The sequence below is a fragment of the Klebsiella sp. K5-204 genome, from assembly GCF_030128585.1.
Classification (GTDB): Bacteria; Pseudomonadota; Gammaproteobacteria; order Enterobacterales; family Enterobacteriaceae; genus Klebsiella; species Klebsiella quasipneumoniae.
In genome coordinates, this window is record NZ_JAKUZS010000003.1 from 329,277 (window position 1) to 349,708 (window position 20,432).

The 20,432-nt window shown below is 59.4% G+C and carries 16 protein-coding genes; 10 read left to right on the forward strand and 6 right to left on the reverse strand.

The window, feature by feature from the left end:
* Nucleotides 1-558: 558 nt before the first annotated feature.
* Both fucA and fucO read left to right on the forward strand, forming a co-directional pair.
* Nucleotides 559-1,206, forward strand: coding sequence for an L-fuculose-phosphate aldolase (gene fucA, locus MKR05_RS10325; protein ID WP_023290855.1), 648 nt, complete (start codon nt 559-561; stop codon nt 1,204-1,206).
* Nucleotides 1,207-1,233: 27 nt separating this feature from the next.
* Nucleotides 1,234-2,382 (forward strand): lactaldehyde reductase, encoded by a 1,149-nt coding sequence (gene fucO, locus MKR05_RS10330; protein WP_044524556.1) that lies wholly within the window; start codon nt 1,234-1,236, stop codon nt 2,380-2,382.
* A 58-nt stretch (nt 2,383-2,440) separates the two neighbouring features.
* On the opposite strand, the gene xni is transcribed toward fucO, so the two are convergent.
* The 5 genes from xni to queF all read right to left on the reverse strand — a co-directional run bounded on the left by xni (nt 2,441) and on the right by queF (nt 8,894).
* Nucleotides 2,441-3,196: a flap endonuclease Xni gene (xni, locus tag MKR05_RS10335; RefSeq protein WP_044524555.1), complete on the reverse strand. Its 756-nt coding sequence runs from the start codon at nt 3,194-3,196 to the stop codon at nt 2,441-2,443.
* A gap of 150 nt (nt 3,197-3,346) precedes the next feature.
* Nucleotides 3,347-4,714 (reverse strand): L-serine ammonia-lyase, encoded by a 1,368-nt coding sequence (locus tag MKR05_RS10340; protein ID WP_248569149.1) that lies wholly within the window; start codon nt 4,712-4,714, stop codon nt 3,347-3,349.
* 65 nt (nt 4,715-4,779) lie between these two features.
* Complete coding sequence (locus MKR05_RS10345; RefSeq protein WP_023290841.1) at nt 4,780-6,069, reverse strand: HAAAP family serine/threonine permease; 1,290 nt, start codon at nt 6,067-6,069, stop codon at nt 4,780-4,782.
* Nucleotides 6,070-6,569: 500 nt separating this feature from the next.
* Entirely contained in the window at nt 6,570-7,937 is a 1,368-nt protein-coding gene (ppnN, locus tag MKR05_RS10350) for a nucleotide 5'-monophosphate nucleosidase PpnN (RefSeq protein WP_023290840.1), read from the reverse strand.
* A 111-nt stretch (nt 7,938-8,048) separates the two neighbouring features.
* Nucleotides 8,049-8,894: an NADPH-dependent 7-cyano-7-deazaguanine reductase QueF gene (gene queF, locus MKR05_RS10355; RefSeq protein WP_023290839.1), complete on the reverse strand. Its 846-nt coding sequence runs from the start codon at nt 8,892-8,894 to the stop codon at nt 8,049-8,051.
* 68 nt (nt 8,895-8,962) lie between these two features.
* Here queF and syd point away from each other — a divergent pair, with 68 nt between their 5' ends.
* From syd to MKR05_RS10395, 8 genes are all read left to right on the forward strand, one after another.
* Nucleotides 8,963-9,508 (forward strand): SecY-interacting protein, encoded by a 546-nt coding sequence (syd, locus tag MKR05_RS10360; protein WP_023290838.1) that lies wholly within the window; start codon nt 8,963-8,965, stop codon nt 9,506-9,508.
* A 632-nt stretch (nt 9,509-10,140) separates the two neighbouring features.
* On the forward strand, nt 10,141-10,470 hold the full coding sequence (locus tag MKR05_RS10365) for a YqcC family protein (protein ID WP_023290837.1): 330 nt from the start codon (nt 10,141-10,143) through the stop codon (nt 10,468-10,470).
* Complete coding sequence (truC, locus tag MKR05_RS10370; protein ID WP_064157666.1) at nt 10,470-11,264, forward strand: tRNA pseudouridine(65) synthase TruC; 795 nt, start codon at nt 10,470-10,472, stop codon at nt 11,262-11,264. The genes MKR05_RS10365 and truC overlap by 1 nt, the downstream gene beginning before the upstream one ends.
* Before the next feature lie 4 nt (nt 11,265-11,268).
* Complete coding sequence (locus MKR05_RS10375) at nt 11,269-11,712, forward strand: flavodoxin (RefSeq protein WP_004205560.1); 444 nt, start codon at nt 11,269-11,271, stop codon at nt 11,710-11,712.
* A gap of 470 nt (nt 11,713-12,182) precedes the next feature.
* Nucleotides 12,183-13,535: an MFS transporter gene (locus MKR05_RS10380; RefSeq protein WP_023290835.1), complete on the forward strand. Its 1,353-nt coding sequence runs from the start codon at nt 12,183-12,185 to the stop codon at nt 13,533-13,535.
* 2 nt (nt 13,536-13,537) lie between these two features.
* Entirely contained in the window at nt 13,538-14,878 is a 1,341-nt protein-coding gene (locus tag MKR05_RS10385; RefSeq protein WP_023290834.1) for an enolase C-terminal domain-like protein, read from the forward strand.
* Between the two features lie 18 nt (nt 14,879-14,896).
* Nucleotides 14,897-16,237, forward strand: coding sequence for a glucarate dehydratase (gene gudD, locus MKR05_RS10390; protein ID WP_060591965.1), 1,341 nt, complete (start codon nt 14,897-14,899; stop codon nt 16,235-16,237).
* Nucleotides 16,238-16,309: 72 nt separating this feature from the next.
* On the forward strand, nt 16,310-17,449 hold the full coding sequence (locus tag MKR05_RS10395) for a glycerate kinase (RefSeq protein ID WP_023290832.1): 1,140 nt from the start codon (nt 16,310-16,312) through the stop codon (nt 17,447-17,449).
* 229 nt (nt 17,450-17,678) lie between these two features.
* Here the strand turns inward: MKR05_RS10395 and barA are convergent, their stop codons facing one another.
* On the reverse strand, nt 17,679-20,429 hold the full coding sequence (gene barA / locus MKR05_RS10400) for a two-component sensor histidine kinase BarA (RefSeq protein WP_023290831.1): 2,751 nt from the start codon (nt 20,427-20,429) through the stop codon (nt 17,679-17,681).
* Nucleotides 20,430-20,432: the final 3 nt, after the last annotated feature.

Here is a 20,432-nt window from a genome sequence, read left to right on the forward strand (position 1 = left end):
CATCAGTTCAGAAGCAGTTACAACAGCATTCAGGGCGCAGTCTGGTGCTGCAGCAGACCGCAAAATTAAGTGAGCTCAGGTGACGCGCCGGTGAGTGAAATGAAAGTCACGGCGGAACTCATGGCTTCATTTTCAAATAAAAACCGCCTGTTAATATGATGAGGGTCACACTTAACGCTCTGCGGACCATTTTATGTGATAATTGTCACTTTAATTTTTCAAAATCGCTGACCGTTTGAGAAAATAAATTCACAAAACCACAACGCCAATGACCGATTGAATATATATCGTGGAAAACGGGCAAATGTTACAGGAAAATAAAATGCCCGCTTGATGGAATATTTTTAAGAACGGGCATTTTAAATGGTCGATTAACCAGTCTGATCTCTTTTTTTAGGGCGGAATAATTGACGTGGTTCACAAAATATGGCGATGAAAATTCCCCTGTGATTATTCAGGCTGAAGATGGAGAACATTATTCAACCTATCCCACGGTAGCCGACAATAATTGCGTTGCCCTGCCGTTGACGGATGATGAGTCGCCAAAAGAGGAAAGCAATGGAAAGAAACAGACTGGCCCGGCAGATTATCGATACCTGCCTGGAAATGACCCGCCTGGGGTTAAATCAGGGGACCGCCGGCAATGTCAGCGTGCGCTATCAGGGGGGGATGCTGATCACGCCCACCGGCATCCCGTATGAAAAACTGACGGAAGAGAAGATCGTCTTTATTGATGCCGATGGCCAGCATGAGCAGGGAAAACTGCCCTCCAGCGAATGGCGTTTCCATCAGGCGGCCTACCAGACGCGGCCCGATGCCCAGGCGGTGGTCCACAATCACGCTGTGCATTGTACGGCGGTGTCGATCCTCAACCGGCCCATTCCGGCCATCCACTATATGATCGCCGCGGCGGGCGGGAATTCGATCCCCTGCGCGCCCTATGCCACTTTCGGCACCCGCGAACTGTCTGAGCATGTCGCGGTGGCGCTGAAGCACCGCAAAGCCACGCTGCTGCAGCATCATGGCCTGATCGCCTGCGAGGCCAGCCTGGAGAAAGCGCTCTGGCTGGCGCATGAAGTGGAAGTCCTGGCCCAGCTCTATCTCAGCACGCTGGCGATTACCGACCCGGTACCGGTGCTGGATGACGAGGCGATCGCCATCGTGCTGGAGAAGTTCAAAACCTACGGATTACGCATTGAAGAGTGATGCCGCAACGCTAACAGGAGAGACGCGATGGCAAACCGAATGATCCTCAACGAAACGGCGTGGTTTGGCCGGGGGGCGATAAACGCATTAACCGATGAAGTGCTGCGGCGCGGTTATCGCAAGGCATTGATCGTGACCGACAGCACCCTCGCGCAGTGCGGTGTAGCGGCAAAAGTCACTGACAAACTGGACGCCGCCGGGCTGGCATGGGACATGTTCAGCGACGTGATCCCCAATCCCACCATCGCCGTGGTCCAGCAGGGGCTGCAGGCCTTTCAGCGCAGCGGGGCGGATTACCTGATCGCCATCGGCGGCGGTTCGCCGCAGGATACCTGTAAGGCGATCGGTATTATTCAGCGTAACCCGGCGTTCGCCGATGTCCGCAGCCTGGAGGGGCTGTCGCCCACCCGTCAGCCCAGCGTGCCGATCTTCGCGGTGCCGACCACCGCGGGTACCGCGGCGGAGGTGACGATTAACTATGTCATCACCGATGAAGAACAGCGGCGCAAGTTTGTCTGCGTCGACCCGCACGATATTCCGCAGGTGGCCTTTATCGATGCCGATATGATGGACGCCATGCCGCCGGCGCTGAAGGCGGCGACCGGCGTCGACGCCCTGACGCACGCTATCGAAGGGTACCTCACCCGCGGCGCCTGGGCTTTGACCGATGCGCTGCACCTCAAAGCCATCGAGATCATCGCCGGCGCGCTGCGCGGCTCGGTTGCCGGAGACGCCGGAGCAGGGGAAGCCATGGCGCTCGGCCAGTATGTGGCGGGGATGGGATTTTCCAACGTCGGGCTTGGCCTGGTGCACGGCATGGCGCATCCGCTCGGCGCTTTCTACAACACGCCGCACGGTGTGGCGAATGCCATCCTGCTGCCGCACGTGATGCGCTTTAATGCTGAGGCGACCGGGGAAAAATATCGCGATATCGCCAGGGCGATGGGCGTCAGGGTGGAAGCGTTAAGCCTGAGCGCCGCGCGCCTGGCGGCGGTGGAGGCGGTCTGCCAGCTCAACCGTGATGTCGGTATTCCCGGCCATCTGCGCGAGGTGGGCGTCAGGAAAGAAGATATTCCGGCGCTGGCCCAGGCGGCGCTGGCGGATGTGTGTACCGGCGGCAACCCGCGCGAGGCGAGCCTGGCTGATATCGTCGGGTTATATCAGGCTGCCTGGTGAGGGGCCGCCCCGGCCGAAGCAGGCGGTGCCGCCGCGCCGGCGCCGCGCTCGGGTAGGGTCAGCGCGTCAGCCGCAGCTGCTGCAGATTGCCGTCCAGCTGTAGGTCGGTCTGCAGGCGGGCGACTTCCCGGCAGGTGAAGGCCATGTCCTGATGCGTTGCCAGCTTTTTGCGCCACTTTTCCGGGACCTCGGCCAGGCGGGCATACAGCCCCTCCAGGTCCTGGAACTCGTTCAGCAGCTGGGCGGCGCTTTTAGGGCCAATGCCCGCTACGCCCGGCACCTTCGAGCTGCTGATCCCCGCCAGCCCCCAGTAATCCGCCAGCTGCTCCGGGGTGACGCCGAACTCGCTGGCGATGAAGGGGGCGTCCAGCCAGCGCTTCTGAAAGTAGTCGCGGATGCGGATGGTGGGCGACAGCAGCTGGCAATAGCCTTTGTCAGTGGAGACAATGGTGGCCTGATGGCCCGCCTGGGCCACCTTCACCGCCAGGGTGGCGGCGAGGTCGTCCGCTTCGCTGCCCGGCGAGGCCCAGCAGCGGATCCCCCGCTGCTCGAAGGCGGCCCGCAGCGCCGGCATCTCGGCGACCAGGGTCTCCGGCATCGGCGCGCGGCCGGCTTTGTACTCCGGCAGGCGCTGGTGGCGCCAGCCGTGGGCGCGATCCTCATCATCAAACACCGCCACCGCGTGGGTGGGCTGACTATGGACGATCAGCTGCTCCAGCGCATGCAGGCAGGTATCGACGCAGGGCGAGCCCTGTACCGCGTGGATGCGGCGGATCAGATTTAACGCGTCGACGATTAACAGATGAACAGCCACGGATACCCCCTTATTCTCAGCGCCTTTAGGGTAACATCGGTGGTGATTCGAGGCCATTGGTAGAGCGAGGATCGGGAATCACACTCGCAAATCAGGCAGGATTCCGGTCAAAAGCAGGCCCGCCGCGGCGACGCGCGGCGGGCCAGCAGGTTAATCGCAGGCGACAATCTTCATCGCCAGCCCCCCGCGAGATGTTTCCCGGTACTTGGCGTTCATGTCTTTGCCGGTTTCGTACATGGTCTCAATGACTTTATCGAGGCAGACGCGCGGCTCGCTGGTCCGGCGCAGCGCCATTCGCGCGGCGTTGACCGCTTTCACGGCGGCGATAGCGTTGCGTTCGATGCACGGCACCTGCACCTGGCCGGCGACAGGGTCGCAGGTCAGACCGAGGTTATGCTCCATGGCGATCTCTGCCGCGATGCACACCTGGCCCGGGCTGCCGCCCAGCAGTTCAGCCAGACCGGCCGCCGCCATCGAGCAGGCGACGCCCACTTCACCCTGGCAGCCCACTTCGGCGCCGGAGATCGAGGCGTTCATCTTATAGAGCGAACCAATCGCGCTGGCCACCAGCATATAGCGCGCCAGGGAGTTGCTGTTCACCTTGCGGATAAACTTGTCGTAATAGGCCAGCACTGCCGGCACGATACCGCAGGCGCCGTTGGTCGGCGCCGTCACCACCCGGCCGCCGGCGGCGTTCTCTTCGTTCACCGCGAGGGCGAACATATTGATCCAGTCGACCACCGCCATCGGGTCGCTGTTGGTGGTGTCCTGGCTCACCAGCATGCGGCGCAGCGCGGCAGCCCGGCGCGGAATGCGCAGTTTGCCCGGCAGGACGCCTTCGGTGGTGATGCCGCGCTCAATACCGGCGCTCATCACTTCCCACACCGCGGCGAAGTGTTGCTCCAGCGCCTCTTTACTGTGCAGCGCCAGTTCGTTCTGCATCATCAGGCCGGAGAGCGACAGCCCGGTTTCGCGGCAGTGACGCTGCAGGTCGGCGGCGTTTTTATAAGGATAAGGGACGGCCACCGGCGCGTCGGTGGTCTGGCCGAAGTGCGCTTCATCGACGATAAAGCCGCCGCCGATGGAGTAGTACGTCTGGCTGTAGAGCGCCTGGTCGCCGGCCAGGGCGGTGATGCGCATGCCGTTCTCATGCAGCGATAGGTTGTCGGCATGGAAATTCATGCACTGATCGACCGGGAAGTCCACTTCGTGCTGGCCGTTGGCCAGCATCAGGCGACCATGGGTGTTAACGTCCTGAATAAAGCCAGGGATAGCGTCGATGTCGACGGTGTCCGGCAGGTTGCCGGCGAGCCCCATGATAATCGCGATATCGGTATGGTGGCCTTTACCGGTCAGGGAGAGGGAGCCGTAGACGTCGACGACCACTTTGCTCACCTCGGCCAGCAGGCCGCGCGCGATCAGGTCGTCAGTGAATTGTTTGCCCGCTTTCATCGGTCCAACGGTATGGGAGCTGGAAGGGCCAATGCCGATTTTAAAGATATCGAATACGCTGATCATATGTATTCCCGTGCTGTCGGAAAGCGCGCCGCCGTTCAGCGGCGCGGGGGGAGGTGTTGACTGAATTAGCTGAACAGCGAGTAGAAGATCGCGGAGATGGCAATCAGACCCATAATCACCACGAAGACGTTGCTGACGTGGCCGCTGTATTTACGCATCGCCGGCACTTTCTGAATCGCGTACATCGGCATCAGGAACAGGATCATCGCGATAATCGGGCCGCCAAGGGTCTCGATCATGCCGAGGATGCTCGGGTTCAGCGTCGCGACAATCCAGGTGGTCACCAGCATGAACAGCGCGGTCAGCTTGTTCAGTTTGTTGATTTCGATAGATTTGCCTTTACCGCGCAGGGACTTAATCACCATGCCGTTAAAGCCTTCGCGGGCGCCCAGGTAGTGGCCGAGGAAGGATTTGGTGATGGCGATCATCGCGATGATCGGCGCCATCCAGGCAATGATTGGCGCGTTAAAGTGGTTCGCCAGGTAAGACAGAATCGAGATGTTCTGCTCTTTCGCCGCCGCCAGGTCTGCCGGAGAGAGGCTCAGGACGCAGCTGAAGACGAAGAACATCACGGTCAGCACCATCATGATATGGGCGCGAGCCAGGATGCTGGAGCATTTTTTCTCGGCGCCTTCGCCGTACTCTTCACGCTTGGCAACCGCGAAGGAGGAGATGATCGGCGAGTGGTTGAAAGAGAAGACCATGACCGGGATCGCCAGCCACAGGGTCATCAGCAGGCCGTTGCCGGTGACGGAGGCGCCGCTCAGGGAGAGGGTCTCCAGCGCCGCGCCGTTCCACTGCGGGATCAGGTACAGCGCCAGAATCATCAGGGCGATTACGAACGGAAACACCAGAATGCTCATCGCTTTCACGATCATCTGCTCGCCGAAACGCACGATGGTCATCATACCGACGATCAGGATCAGCGACAGAATCGCACGCGGCGGCGGCGTCATGTGCAGCTGGTGCGCCATGAAGCTTTCGACGGTATTGGTGATCGCCACGCTGTAGACCAACAGGATTGGGTAGATAGCGAAGAAGTAGAGCAGGGTAATCAGCTTACCTGCGCCTACGCCGAAGTGTTCTTCAACCACTTCAGTGATGTCTTCGCCCGGGTTTTTGCCGGAGAGCACGAAGCGGGTCATACCGCGGTGGGCGAAGAAGGTCATCGGGAAGGCCAGAATCGCCATGATAATCAGGGGGATCATGCCGCCGACGCCGGCGTTGATCGGCAGGAACAAGACGCCCGCGCCGATCGCTGTACCATACAGGCCCAGCATCCACATGGTGTCGGTTTTACGCCATCCGCTGCGGGTTTCGCCCGAAACGATGGTGCTGGTTTGAGTGGTTTCCATCTGTATCTCCTGGAGGAATCAACAAAATCTAATGAACAAATACAATTGCGTAACACGAAATTCGTTTAATTACGGTTTTTTTAGAAATTTTCTCCGTAATAATTGGGCCGGAAAGATACATTTATATGGTTTATGCATCAGTGATCGCGATCTCAAATGCAATAATCCACTTTCAATGTGCGTATTTTTAGTCCAACAGCCTGTTTCTGGTGATCAGCCAGCGATTTGTGGCGCGCAGGCTACCATTTGCAGCATATGAGATAAAAGCTGGGCGGCGTAATAACGAGGGATTTACTGTAAAAAAGAGAAGTGGTCGACGTTTTTGCGCTTAAAACCATTTTTTGCAGTGATAATTGTCGCAGTTTTTACCAACGCAAACGATTGGCTATGTAAAAATAATTTAGCTGTTTGATGAGTAACAGAAAGTTTTTTAGCGCGTTTTGGAATTCAGAGAAAGCGTGCCCGCCGGGGCAACAGGCGCTGCCCCGGCGGGACGGAAATCAGGCGATGATTTCGTAGCAGGGAATATAGGCGGTGCCGCCCGGGAGCTTCATGCGGTGCTGGGCGACGAAGCCCTGCAGCAGATCGTCCATGCGGCGCATCATCTCCGGGTCGCCGTGCAGCTTATAAGGACCGTACTGCTCGATGGCCTGGATGCCCACCTCTTTGACGTTACCCGCGACAATGCCGGAGAAGGCGCGGCGCAGGTCGGCGGCCAGCACTTCCACCGGCTGGTCCGGGGAGAGTTTGAGGTTGGCCATGTTTTCATGGGTCGGATCAAACGGCATCTGCAGGTCCGGCGAGATACGAATCGACCAGTTGAAGCTGTAGGCGTCGTCGGTCTCGCGACGGCTCTCTTTCACCAGCGGCATCGCTTTTTTCATCTGCCGCGCCACTTCCGCCGGGTCGTCGATGATGATCCGGTAGTGGCGACGGGCGGATTCGCCCAGAGTATGGGTGATAAATTCGTCCAGCACGCGGAAGTAGTCAGCGCTCTCTTTCGGTCCGGTGAGGATCAGCGGCAGCACCTGCGCTTTGTTATCCGGATGCATCAGAATACCCAGCAGGTAAAGCAGCTCTTCGGCGGTGCCGACGCCGCCCGGGAAGATGATGATCCCGTGGGCGATGCGCACGAAGGCCTCCAGACGCTTTTCGATGTCCGGCATGATGATCAGTTCATTGACCAGCGGGTTTGGCGGTTCCGCAGCGATAATGGACGGTTCGGTCATGCCGATAAAGCGGCTGTCTTTGTAGCGCTGCTGCGCGTGGCCGACGGCGGCGCCTTTCATCGGCGCTTCCATCGCGCCAGGCCCGCAGCCGGTGCAGATATTGAGTTCCCGCAGTCCCAGCTGCGTACCGACGCGGCGGGCGTAGAGGTATTCGTTTTCGTTGATCGAGTGGCCGCCCCAACAGACGATCATGTTCGGCGCTTCGCCGACGTGCAGCGCGCGGGCGTTGCGCAGGATCGAGAACACCAGGTTGGTGATATGGACCGAACTTTCGAGATCGAGGTTCGGGAAGCGAACGGTATTGTGGATCTGGCCGTACACGAACAGGATATCGCGCAGCACGGCGAACAGGTTGGCCTGCAGGGAACGAATAATGCGCCCGTCAACGAAGGCCTCTTCCGGCGGGTTGATCAGTTCCAGCTTCACGCCGCGTTCGCGACGCAGCACGTTAATATCGAAATTTTCAAAACGGGACAGAAGCTCCTTGCTGTTATCGGTCAGGCTCCCCGAGTTGAGCACAGCAAGCGAGCAGTTGCGAAAGAGTTGATACAGATCGCTGCTGGCGGTGCGCTTAAGCATATCCACTTCCAGCTGCGACAGCATATCCATTGAACCAAGCGGGCTAACATGTGTAATCAAGTGAACTCCTTACAGGACGCTTATGGTCTTCCTGTGATTACAATAGCCCTGCGAGCGGCGTTTCCACAACCTTGCGCGCGTCTAAACGCACGCAAATTGTGAAAATGTTTATTATTGTCGGGCGAGGCGGCCGGTGGCAGGGGAAAAGTCGCCGTTGCTGCGCCAGGGGTTGATATCCAGACCGCCGCGTCGCGTATAGCGGGCGTAAACGGAAAGCGATTCCGGCTGGCAGAAACGGAGAATATCGTTAAAGATGCGCTCGACACACTGTTCATGGAATTCGTTATGGTGGCGGAACGAGACCAGATAGCGCAGGAGCTGCTCGCGGTCGATTTTCGCCCCACGATACTGGATCTGCACCGAGCCCCAGTCCGGCTGGTGGGTGATCAGGCAGTTGGACTTCAGCAGGTGGCTGACCAGCGTCTCTTCCACGATTTTGCCGCTGGCGGCGCCCTGCAGGTAGTCGGCGCTGAACTGATAGTTATCGATCTCGATATCCTGATCGTCGATGCAGGCGCCGTGGAGGTGAGCAATCGGCTGGCCTTCCAGTTCATCCAGCCGATACAGCGAGACCTTGACCTCGCCCTGGGCGCAGGCGCTAAGATCGCGGGTCAGCGTCTCTTCAACCTCCTGCCAGCTGGCGAAACGCGTCTGGTTAAAACTGTTGAGATAAAGCTTAAAGCTTTTTGACTCCACCAGATTAACGCTGGTGTCGGGCAGTTCGACGTGGCCGACGGCCACCTGCGGCAGGCCTTTGCCGTTCAGCCAGGAGAGTTCGTACAGCGTCCAGATATCGGCGCCGTGAAACGGCAGGTTGTCGGCATGCAGGCCAAGCGGGTCGCGGTTAAGGCTGCGCGGAACGCCCTGCAGCAGCGAGGCGTCATAGGTATCGCGGTAATCGGTTGATTTACCGAGCGTCAGGCCGGCCAGCGCCTGATGATTATCGTAAGAAGACATGTTTCACCATAGTAAAGCGGGTACACTATGACCCCAGTGTATCCTGTCTAACGTGAAGAGAGAAACCGGTGGACCATCAGACCGCAGAAGCGCTGCATGCTTTTACCCAACGTTATTGCGCCGCCTGGCAGCAGCAGCGCCACAGCCTGCCGCGCAGTGAAGAGCTTTATGGCGTCCCGTCGCCTTGCGTCGTCGACACCCAGGGCGAGGCCGTGTTCTGGCAGCCGCAGCCGTTTTCGCTGGCACAAAATATCAGCGCGGTTGAACGCGCCCTGGATATTGTGGTACAACAGCCGCTTCATTCTTATTATACCACTCAGTTTGCCGGCGATATGACCGGCCGGTTTGCCGGCGAAACGCTAACGCTGCTGCAGACCTGGAGTGAAGAGGATTTCCAGCGGGTGCAGGAAAACCTCATCGGGCATCTGGTGGTGCAGAAGCGGCTGAAGCTGGCGCCGACGCTGTTTATCGCCACCCTCGAGAGTGAACTGGATGTCATTTCCGTCTGTAATCTCAGCGGTGAAGTCGTCAAAGAGACCCTCGGCACCGCCAAACGCATCACCCTTTCCCCCTCGCTTGCGGGTTTCCTCAACCAGCTTGAGCCGGTTCTGTAATCCAGTCTGCCTGGTCATTTGTGAGAGATCTCTTACAAAACCTGTAAGAGATCATCATCATTTAAGGCAAATTTAATCCAATCTTTTTTTGTTAACTTATTGGTATTAAATTGGATTTTTATTTTTTCGTCCTTTTGAGTGGGGACTAATCTTAAGAGATTGTCTCAAGAAGGGTTGTAAGAAGAGGCAGAATCAGTGATCCTATGTCTGTCGACAGGAAGTCGCGAAATGAAGCGAACATCAGGATGATGGCGCTTCTGCAGGACCCGCCAGGATGGCGTTGCAAGGACAGGCTTCAGGATGAAGCAAGGATAACGCAGGATCGCGTAATGGACACCTCCAGGATGGAGAATGAGAGCCGCTCAGGATGAACGGTGGATCTGGAAGATCGGGACAAACTTAAGGATAAGTCATTTCGCATCGGGGTGGTGTGAAAGCAGGATGCACGAGTTTATGGATGAACATGGTCAGGAGACCTCAGGAAAAGTTTTCAAGGACGAGCAGGGAGCACCAATGTAGCGGGAATGCTGCAAAACGAACCGGGAGCACTGTTTATACAGTGCTCCCTTTTTTTATTTCTCCTGCGGATTTGCTATCCTGCGCCCGGTTTTTAACTCATCGAGGTTTCCCCCATGACTCTTGACGATAGCGTGCGCGATCGCCTGCGCGCCATTGAAGCCCTGCTGCGCGAAACAGAGCACTGGCAGGAGACGGCGCCGGACAGCAGCGCCTTCGCCAGCGATAAGCCGTTTTGCCTGGATACCCTGGAGCCGCTGGAGTGGCTACAGTGGGTCCTGATCCCGCGTATGCATCAGCTGCTGGAGAGCGGCCAGCCGCTGCCGCAAAATTTCGCCGTTACGCCGTATTACGAAATGGCGCTGGATCAAGCCCACCCGGTTCGCGAATCCATGCTGGCGGAGCTGCTGCTGCTGGACGCGCTGTTTGCCGGTGAGCAGGCCTGATGCTGGAGATAATCTACCAGGACGACTGGCTGGTGGCGGTCAACAAACCGTCGGGCTGGCTGGTGCATCGCAGCTGGCTCGATCGCGATGAGAAAGTGGTGGTGATGCAGACCGTGCGCGACCAGATCGGCCAGCACGTTTTTACCGCCCATCGCCTTGATCGGCCCACCTCCGGCGTCCTGCTCATGGGGCTGTCAAGCGAGGCGGGGCGCCTGCTGGCGCAGCAGTTCGAGCAGCATCAGATCCAGAAGCGCTACCATGCGATCGTCCGCGGCTGGCTGATGGAAGAGGCGCTGCTCGATTATCCGCTGGTGGAAGAGCTGGATAAAATCGCCGATAAGTTCGCCCGCGAAGACAAAGGGCCGCAGCCGGCGGTGACCCATTACCGTGGTCTGGCGACGGTGGAGATGCCGGTGGCGACCGGGCGTTATCCCACCACCCGCTACGGGCTGGTGGAACTGGAGCCGAAAACCGGCCGCAAGCACCAGCTGCGCCGCCATCTGGCCCACCTGCGTCATCCGATCCTCGGCGACAGCAAGCACGGCGATCTGCGGCAAAACCGCAGCGCCACGGAGCATTTCGGCTGTCACCGCCTGATGCTGCACGCCAGCGAACTGTCGTTAACCCATCCCTTTACCGGTGAGCCGCTGACCCTGCGCGCCGGTTTTGACGACGTCTGGATGCGTGCGCTGTCGCAGTTTGGCTGGCGCGGGCTTCTCCCGCTAAATGAAAGGGTTGAGTTTGCCGACGACTGCGGTCAGGATGAAGAGAATAAGGTCAATCCAGGGAGATAATAGCATGGCGGAAGTCGGAATTTTTGTCGGCACCATGTACGGCAACTCGCTGCTGGTCGCGGAAGAAGCGGAAGCGATCCTCAGCGGACTGGGACACAAGGCTACCGTGTATGAGGATCCGCAGGTCAACGACTGGGAATCCTACACGGGTAAGTATGTGCTGGTGGTCACCTCCACCACCGGGCAGGGCGATCTGCCGGACAGCATCGTCCCGCTGTATGAGGGCATTAAAGATATGTATCAGCCTCACCTGCGCTACGGCATTATTGCGCTGGGCGACAGCACCTACGCCAACTTTTGCGGCGGAGGCCTGAAGTTCGATCAACTGCTGCAGGAGCAGGGCGCGAAGCGCATCGGCGAGATGCTGAAGATTGACGCCAGCGAAGATCCGGAGCCGGAGAGCGTCTCTAATCCATGGGTTGAGCAGTGGGCTACCCTGCTGGAATAAAAGCGCTGCCCTCTCCCTACGCAGAGGGCGCCCTTTCAAGATGTCGCGGCCAGATACGCGGACAGCAAAAGTGTATCCCTTTCCGGGCGGCACGCCTTCAGGCAAATGCACAATATCCTTAGCAATATCATGGGTTAAGCCAGCCGGTTTCACCGGGTCAAGAGAGGTATTTCACACTCCGGCTCTTATTGCTGCGCTTTTAACCACCCGCGGCGCTGGTTTTTCATTTCCGTGAACTTCCCCCCATTCTTTCAGGCATACGCCATAAACCACCTGCAATAGCGGCGTAAAAGCTGTGTAGATGCACGGTGAGCCGCGGTGTGCCTCTTCATATACTGCTCCAGCCAGTGATAAATGCAGTGCCAGATATAACGACAACTATCAAAACACGACCACGTCATTCTGATTACCCTACAGGTTGTGCTGTTCAGAATGAACGTAGCTAAACGCTATGATTCAGGAGTACAACAATGAGTTCATTAAGTCAGGCGGCGACGGCGGCTGAAAAGCGCACCAACGCCCGTTACTGGATAGTGGTGATGCTGTTTATCGTCACCTCTTTTAACTATGGCGACCGGGCGACGCTGTCGATCGCCGGTTCGGAAATGGCCAAAGATATCGGCCTGGATCCGGTGGGAATGGGATATGTCTTCTCCGCGTTCTCATGGGCTTATGTCATCGGCCAGATCCCGGGCGGCTGGCTGCTCGACCGCTTCGGTTCGAAGCGCGTCTATTTCTGGTCGATCTTCATCTGGTCGATGTTTACCCTGCTGCAGGGCTTCGTCGACATCTTCAGCGGCTTTGGCATTATCGTCGCGCTGTTTACCCTGCGCTTCCTCGTTGGCCTGGCCGAATCGCCGTCATTCCCGGGTAACAGCCGTATCGTGGCCGCCTGGTTCCCGGCGCAGGAGCGCGGCACGGCGGTGGCGATCTTTAACTCCGCCCAGTACTTTGCCACCGTTATCTTCGCGCCGATCATGGGCTGGCTGACGCATGAGGTGGGCTGGTCGCACGTCTTCTTCTTTATGGGCGGCCTGGGGATTGTGATTAGCTTTGTCTGGCTGAAAGTGATCCACGATCCGAACAACCATCCGGGGGTAAACAAGAAGGAACTGGAATATATCGCCGAAGGCGGCGCCCTGATCAACATGGATCAAAAGAGCAGCGCGCAGAAGGTGCCTTTCAGCGTCAAAATGGGGCAGATCAAGCAGCTGATCGGATCGCGGATGATGATCGGCATCTATATCGGTCAGTACTGCATTAACGCCCTGACCTACTTCTTTATCACCTGGTTCCCGGTTTACCTGGTGCAGGCGCGCGGCATGTCGATCCTTAAAGCGGGGTTTGTCGCCTCCATTCCGGCGGTGTGCGGCTTCGTCGGCGGGGTGCTGGGCGGGGTGATCTCTGACTGGTTAATGCGCCGCACCGGCTCGCTGAACATTGCCCGCAAAACGCCGATTGTGCTGGGGATGCTGCTCTCCATGACCATGCTGATGTGTAACTATGTCAACGTGGAGTGGATGGTGATTGGCTTTATGGCGATGGCCTTCTTCGGCAAAGGGATCGGCGCGCTTGGCTGGGCGGTGATGGCGGATACCGCGCCGAAAGAGATTAGCGGTCTTTCCGGCGGCCTGTTCAACATGTTTGGCAATATCTCCGGTATCGTCACCCCGATCGCTATCGGCTATATCGTCGGCACCACCGGCTCGTTCAACGGGGCGCTGGTTTACGTCGGCATTCATGCCCTGGTGGCGGTGCTGAGCTACCTGGTGCTGGTGGGCGACATCAAACGTATTGAACTGAAACCTGTCGCGGGGCGTTAATCATGACTACCCAATCCAGCCCGATAATTACAGAGATGAAGGTCATTCCGGTGGCCGGGCACGACAGCATGCTGCTGAACATCGGCGGGGCGCACAACGCCTGGTTTACCCGCAATATCGTGGTATTGACCGATAACGCCGGCAACACCGGCGTGGGAGAAGCCCCTGGCGGAGAGGTCATCTACCAGACGCTGCTGGCGGCGATCCCGCAGGTGGTAGGTCAGGAGGTCGCCCGTCTCAATCGCGTGGTGCAGCAGGTGCACAAAGGCAATCAGGCGGCGGATTTCGACACCTTTGGCAAAGGGGCATGGACCTTCGAACTGAAAGTCAACGCGGTAGCGGCGCTGGAGGCCGCGCTGCTCGACCTGCTCGGCAAGGTGCTCAATGTGCCGGTCTGCGAGCTGCTGGGCCCGGGTAAGCAGCGTGATGCCGTCACCGTGCTGGGCTACCTGTTCTATATCGGCGATCGGCAGAAAACCGACCTGGGTTATCTGGACCATACGCCGGGCGATCACGAATGGTATCGCCTGCGCCACCAGCAGGCGCTGAGCAGCGAAGCGGTGGTGCGCCTGGCGGAAGCCGCTCAGGATCGCTACGGTTTCAAAGACTTTAAGCTGAAGGGCGGCGTGCTGCCAGGCGAGCAGGAAATTGACACCGCCCGGGCGCTGAAAAAGCGCTTTCCGGACGCGCGCATCACCGTCGATCCTAACGGCGCCTGGCTGCTGGATGAGGCGATCGCCCTGTGCAAAGGGCTGCAGGATGTTCTGACCTACGCCGAAGATCCGTGCGGCGCCGAGCAGGGCTTTTCCGGCCGGGAGGTGATGGCCGAGTTCCGCCGCGCCACCGGGCTGCCGGTCGCCACCAATATGATCGCCACCAACTGGCGCGAGATGGGTCATGCGGTGATGCTCAACGCCGTCGATATTCCGCTGGCGGACCCGCACTTCTGGACGCTCTCCGGCGCGGTACGAGTGGCGCAGCTGTGCGACGACTGGGGGCTTACCTGGGGCTGCCATTCCAACAACCATTTTGATATTTCCTTGGCGATGTTTACCCACGTCGGCGCCGCCGCGCCGGGTCATCCCACCGCCATCGACACCCACTGGATCTGGCAGGAAGGCGACGCGCGCCTGACCAAAAATCCGCTGCAGATTATTAACGGCAAGATTGCCGTGCCAGACGCGCCGGGACTCGGCGTGGAACTTGACTGGGAGCAGGTGCGCAGAGCCCATGAGGCCTATAAAGCGCTGCCGGGCGGCGCGCGCAACGACGCGGGCCCGATGCAGTACCTGATCCCCGGCTGGACATTCGACCGCAAACGTCCTGTTTTCGGCCGCCACTAATTACAAAAGGATGATGCTATGACGACTTTCTCTTCCACGCCCGTTGTCACCACCATGCAGGTGATCCCGGTTGCCGGCCATGACAGTATGCTGATGAATCTGAGCGGGGCCCACGCTCCGTACTTCACCCGCAATATCGTGATTATCAAAGATAACGCCGGCCATACCGGCGTCGGTGAAATTCCGGGGGGCGAAAAAATTCGCCAGACTCTGGAGGATGCCATTCCGCTGGTGGTGGGCAAAACGCTGGGCGAGTATAAAAACGTGCTCGGCGCGGTGCGCAATCAGTTCGCCGACCGTGACGCCGGCGGCCGCGGCCTGCAGACCTTTGACCTGCGAACCACCATCCACGTGGTGACCGGGATCGAAGCGGCGCTGCTGGACCTGCTGGGCCAGCACCTTGGGGTCAACGTCGCCTCGCTGCTCGGCGATGGGCAACAGCGCAGTGAAGTTGAAATGCTGGGCTACCTGTTCTTTATCGGTAACCGCCACGCCACGCCGCTGGCCTATCAGAGCCAGCCGGATGAACAGTGCGAGTGGTATCGCCTGCGCCATGAAGAGGCAATGACGCCGGATGCGGTGGTCCGCCTCGCGGAAGCGGCCTATGAAAAATATGGTTTCAACGACTTTAAGCTGAAGGGCGGCGTACTGGCCGGTTTTGAAGAAGCCGAAGCGATCAGCGCCCTGGCGAAGCGCTTCCCGGATGCCCGCGTGACCCTCGATCCGAACGGCGCCTGGCTGCTTGAAGAAGCCATTCAGATTGGCAAGCAGCTGAAGGGCGTGCTGGCCTATGCTGAGGATCCGTGCGGCGCTGAGCAGGGCTTCTCCGGCCGCGAAGTGATGGCGGAGTTCCGTCGCGCGACGGGCCTGCCGACCGCCACCAATATGATCGCCACCGACTGGCGGCAGATGGGCCATACGCTCTCCCTGCAGTCGGTGGATATCCCACTGGCGGACCCGCACTTCTGGACCATGCAGGGGTCGGTTCGCGTGGCGCAGATGTGTCATGAGTTCGGCCTGACCTGGGGTTCGCACTCCAATAACCACTTCGACGTGTCGCTGGCGATGTTCACCCACGTCGCGGCTGCGGCGCCGGGCAAGATCACCGCTATCGATACCCACTGGATCTGGCAGGAGGGCAACCAGCGTCTGACCAAACAACCGTTTGAAATTAAAGGCGGAATGGTGCAGGTGCCGAGCACGCCGGGTCTGGGGGTTGAGCTGGATATGGACCGCGTAATGCAGGCAAATGAGCTATATAAGAAACATGGCCTTGGCGCCCGCGACGATGCGATGGCGATGCAGTACCTGATCCCGGGCTGGACCTTTGACAACAAGCGTCCATGCATGGTGCGCTAAAAGGCCGCCGGCCTCTGCGGGGGCCGGCATTGCGCGATAGCGACAGGGGTTAGCTCAAAGTAAGGACTGCAGATGAAAATAGTGATCGCACCGGATTCCTGGAAGGAGAGCCTGACCGCGCTGGAAGTAGCCAGTGCGATAGAGCAAGGCTTTCGCGAGATTTATCCTGACGCGGAATATGTCAGGCTGCCGGTTGCCGACGGTGGGGAAGGGACGGTGGAAGCCATGGTGGCGGCGACCGGCGGGCATCAGGTGCCGCTGACGGTGACCGGGCCGCTGGGAGAGCCGGTAGAGGCATTTTATGGGCTGTCCGGCGATCGCCAGTGCGCCTTTATCGAAATGGCGGCGGCCAGCGGGCTGGAAAGCGTTCCCCCGGCGCAGCGTAACCCGCTGCTGACCACCTCCTGGGGCACCGGGGAGCTGATTCGCCATGCGCTGGACGCTGGCGTGCGGCAGATCATTATTGGCATTGGCGGCAGCGCGACCAATGACGGCGGCGCCGGCATGGCGCAGGCGCTGGGAGCGAAATTGCTGACCGCCGACGGTCAGCAAATCGCGCCAGGGGGCGGTGCGCTGGAAACGCTGGCGCGCATCGATCTTGGCGAGCTTGATCCACGGCTGGCAGATTGTCGGATTGACGTGGCCTGCGATGTCACCAACCCGTTGACCGGCCCGCAGGGTGCCAGCGCGGTATTCGGCCCGCAAAAAGGGGCGACGGCGCAGATGATCGACCGGCTTGACAGCGGCCTGCGGCACTATGCCCGGATCATCGCCCGTGATTTAGATTGCGACGTGCTGAGCCTGGAAGGCGGCGGCGCGGCGGGCGGGATGGGCGCCGCGCTGTATGCGTTTTGTGGCGCGCAACTGCGCCCGGGCATTGAGATTGTCACCGATGCGCTGCAGCTGGCGGAGCGGGTGGCGGATGCTGATTTAGTGATCACCGGCGAAGGACGTATCGACAGTCAGACTATCCACGGCAAGGTGCCGGTGGGAGTGGCCCGGGTGGCGAAGCGATTTAACGTACCGGTGATCGGGATTGCCGGCAGCCTTACCGCCGATGTCGGCGTCGTGCATCAGCACGGGCTGGATGCGGTATTCAGCGTGTTGTACACCATCTGCACGCTGGATGAAGCGCTGGCCAATGCCGCCGCCAACCTGCGGATGACGGCGCGAAACGTCGCCGCGGTTTTGCAGATGGGCGGTAAGCTGTAATGGAGGTATCCCGGCTGGCGCGGCCACCCGGGAATGTCTAAGCGATGTTGAGGCCGCCAGCACCGGCAGTTTTCGCAGCGCAAGCGGGTAAATTAACGGCAGGCTGCACGGACCGTAGGCCGGGCAAGGCGTCGCCGCCGCCCGGCATAAAAGCGGCTCCGTGTCCGCTCTCCTTGCCCGGCGGCGCGATGCCTGGCGAGCCGGGTGCAGGCCGGGAAGCCCTGTGGTTTTAGCCCCCCATCCGGCAGGCTTCGCGCGCCACGTTATCCATCTCATCCAACAGCTCAAGCAGCTCCGGCTCCAGATCCTCGGCGGCGGTGCCTGCGCGCAGCTGGCTCTCCAGAGTGTGGCAGAGCTTTTTCAGCCGCGGCACGCCGCTGTAGCTGCAGCTGCCGTGCAGTTTGTGGATCAGATCCACCAGCCCTTCCGGCTGCTCGCCGACCAGTTGCTCTTCCACTTTGTTACGCACCTCCGGCATAAAAGCGATCAGCATCTGCAGCATCTCCCTCGCCAGATCCGGCTTCATCGCCGCCTGACGCAGCGCCAGCTGCCAGTCGAGCGTCTGGTTATGGTCGATGACCGGCTCTGCGGGCGGTATCGCCGCCGGGGCGATGCTGTGTACTCCAGGCTGATAGCGCAGCAGCAGGGCGTGCAGTTTCTCTTCTTCGATCGGCTTCGCCAGATAGTCGTTCATGCCGGCGCTCAGTAGCTTCTCGCGCTGGCCCTCCAGGGCGTGCGCGGTGACGGCGATAACCGGCGTTTGCTGGTGATGCGGCAAATGATGGATAAGCTCACAGGCGCGGATGCCGTCCATATCCGGCATCTGAATATCCATCAGGATCAGATCCATCTGCAGTTGCTTGGCCTTGTCCACCGCCTGCTGGCCGCTGTCGCAGAGGATCACCTGCTGCACAAGGTCATCCAGCAGGGCGCCAATGAGCTTCAGGTTTGCCGGATTGTCGTCGACGGCCATCACGGTCATCGGCAGCTTATGGCTGTCGGCCTGGGTCAACGGCGCGGAGGCCGTCGCATGATGGGTGGCCACCAGCGCCGGCAGCAGACGGGTGGTGGTGAGCGGTTTCAACAGACAGGCGGCGATGCCATCGCGCTTCAGGGCTTCGGCGCTGACCTGGGCATGACATGGCAGAGCCAGCAGTACGTTATCTGACATCGCGCAGGCTTTGGCTAATTTTTCCCGGTGCGGCGACAAATCGCGCATTGAGACCGGAATACCGACCAGCAGAATGTCGTACTGGGCTTCCGCCAGCGCAGAGAAGGTGGGGCTGTAAATCACCTCCAGCGGCGTGGCGGCCAGCATCTCCAGCGTGCACTGCGCCGCCGTCGCGTTGGCTTCCACATAGGCCAGACGCTTGCCCGCCAGCCCGTCGGTATTCAGCGTATCCGGAATGGCGTTCGGGTTGAGATCGAGGCTGATATGGAACCAGAAGGTGGAGCCGCGGTTTGGCTGACTGTGGAACGAGATATCGCCGCCCATCTCCTTAACCAGACGCTGGGTGATCACCAGCCCGAGCCCGGTACCGCCGTGGCGGCGTGAAATACTGGCATCGGCCTGACGGAAGGCCTGGAACAGCCGGGACTGGTCGCGCTCGGGGATGCCGATGCCGGTATCGTGGATCTGAATTTCGATCTGCACCCGCGAATTACTGATGGCTCGCTGCTCCACCAGCACATCGATATTACCGTGCTCGGTAAATTTGATGGCGTTGCCTACGAGGTTGGTCACAATCTGCTGCAGACGCAGCGGGTCGCCGATGACGTTATCCGGCACGTTGTTCTTAATGTTCAGCGTCAGCTCCAGCCCTTTATCGTGCGCGGAATGCGCCAGCAGGGTGACCACCTCATCAAGCGAGGTGCGCAGCAGGAACGGAATGCTCTCCAGGATCAGCTTCCCGGCTTCCAGCTTGGAAAAGTCGAGCACGTCGTTGATGATCGCCAACAGATTATTGGCCGAGCGTTCGATGGTGGTCAGGTGGTCGCGCTGCGTGGCGTTGAGATCGGTTTTCAACGTCAGACGAGTAAAGCCGATCACCCCATTGAGCGGGGTGCGCAGTTCGTGGGACATATTGGCCAGGAATTCAGACTTAATGCGCGCCGCCTCCTGGGCGCGCTTTTTCGCCAGGTCCAGTTCGACGTTCTGAATCTCCATCTGCTCAAGGGTTTCCCGCAGATCGGAGGTCGCCTGGTCGACGTTGTGCTGCATCTCCTCATGGTACGCCGCCAGCGACATGGCCATCGAGTTAATGCCGTTTTTCAGCATATCCAGTTCGCCGAGCATAAAGCCCTCGACGCGGCTGTCCAGCTGTCCGCGGCGGATGCGGTCGACGGTGTTGACCATATTGCGGATAGGGCCGGTGACGTCGCGCATCAGGCGCCAGCCGAAGATCAGCGCGATACCGATGCAGAACAGCATCATCACGCTGGAGATGAAAATCTCTTTGTACTGCTGGAGGCGCACCGATTTCAGATCCAGCTCCAGCGCGACGTAGCCCAGCATATTGCCCGGCATTTTGGCATCGGATTCGGGGGATTCATCCGGGGAATAACTTTCCGAGACGATCGGCGTGCGCAGGATCATCATGTCGCCGTCGCGGATGACGCTCAGACGACGGGGAAACGCTTCGCCTTTCGGGATCTGCAGGTCGCTGGGGTTGAGCTGGTAATTGGAGGTGACAAACAAGCGGTTATGCGAATCGTACACCGAGATGGCCCGCACGATCTCCGAGTGGCGACGATGCAGAACGCTGATCAACTGGCCGATAGATTCGCGGTTTTGCAGATTCATGCCATATTCGCTGGAGACCGCCAGCGGCTCAATAATGCTGGTGCCGGCGTCCTCCAGCTGACGTTGCAGGTCGTTATAACGGTGAGCGACAAAGAAAACACTGAGCAACAGCCCTATCAGGACGGTTGGCGCCAGAATCAGAATCATCATGCGAGCACGCAGGCTGTAGTTGGTCATGCG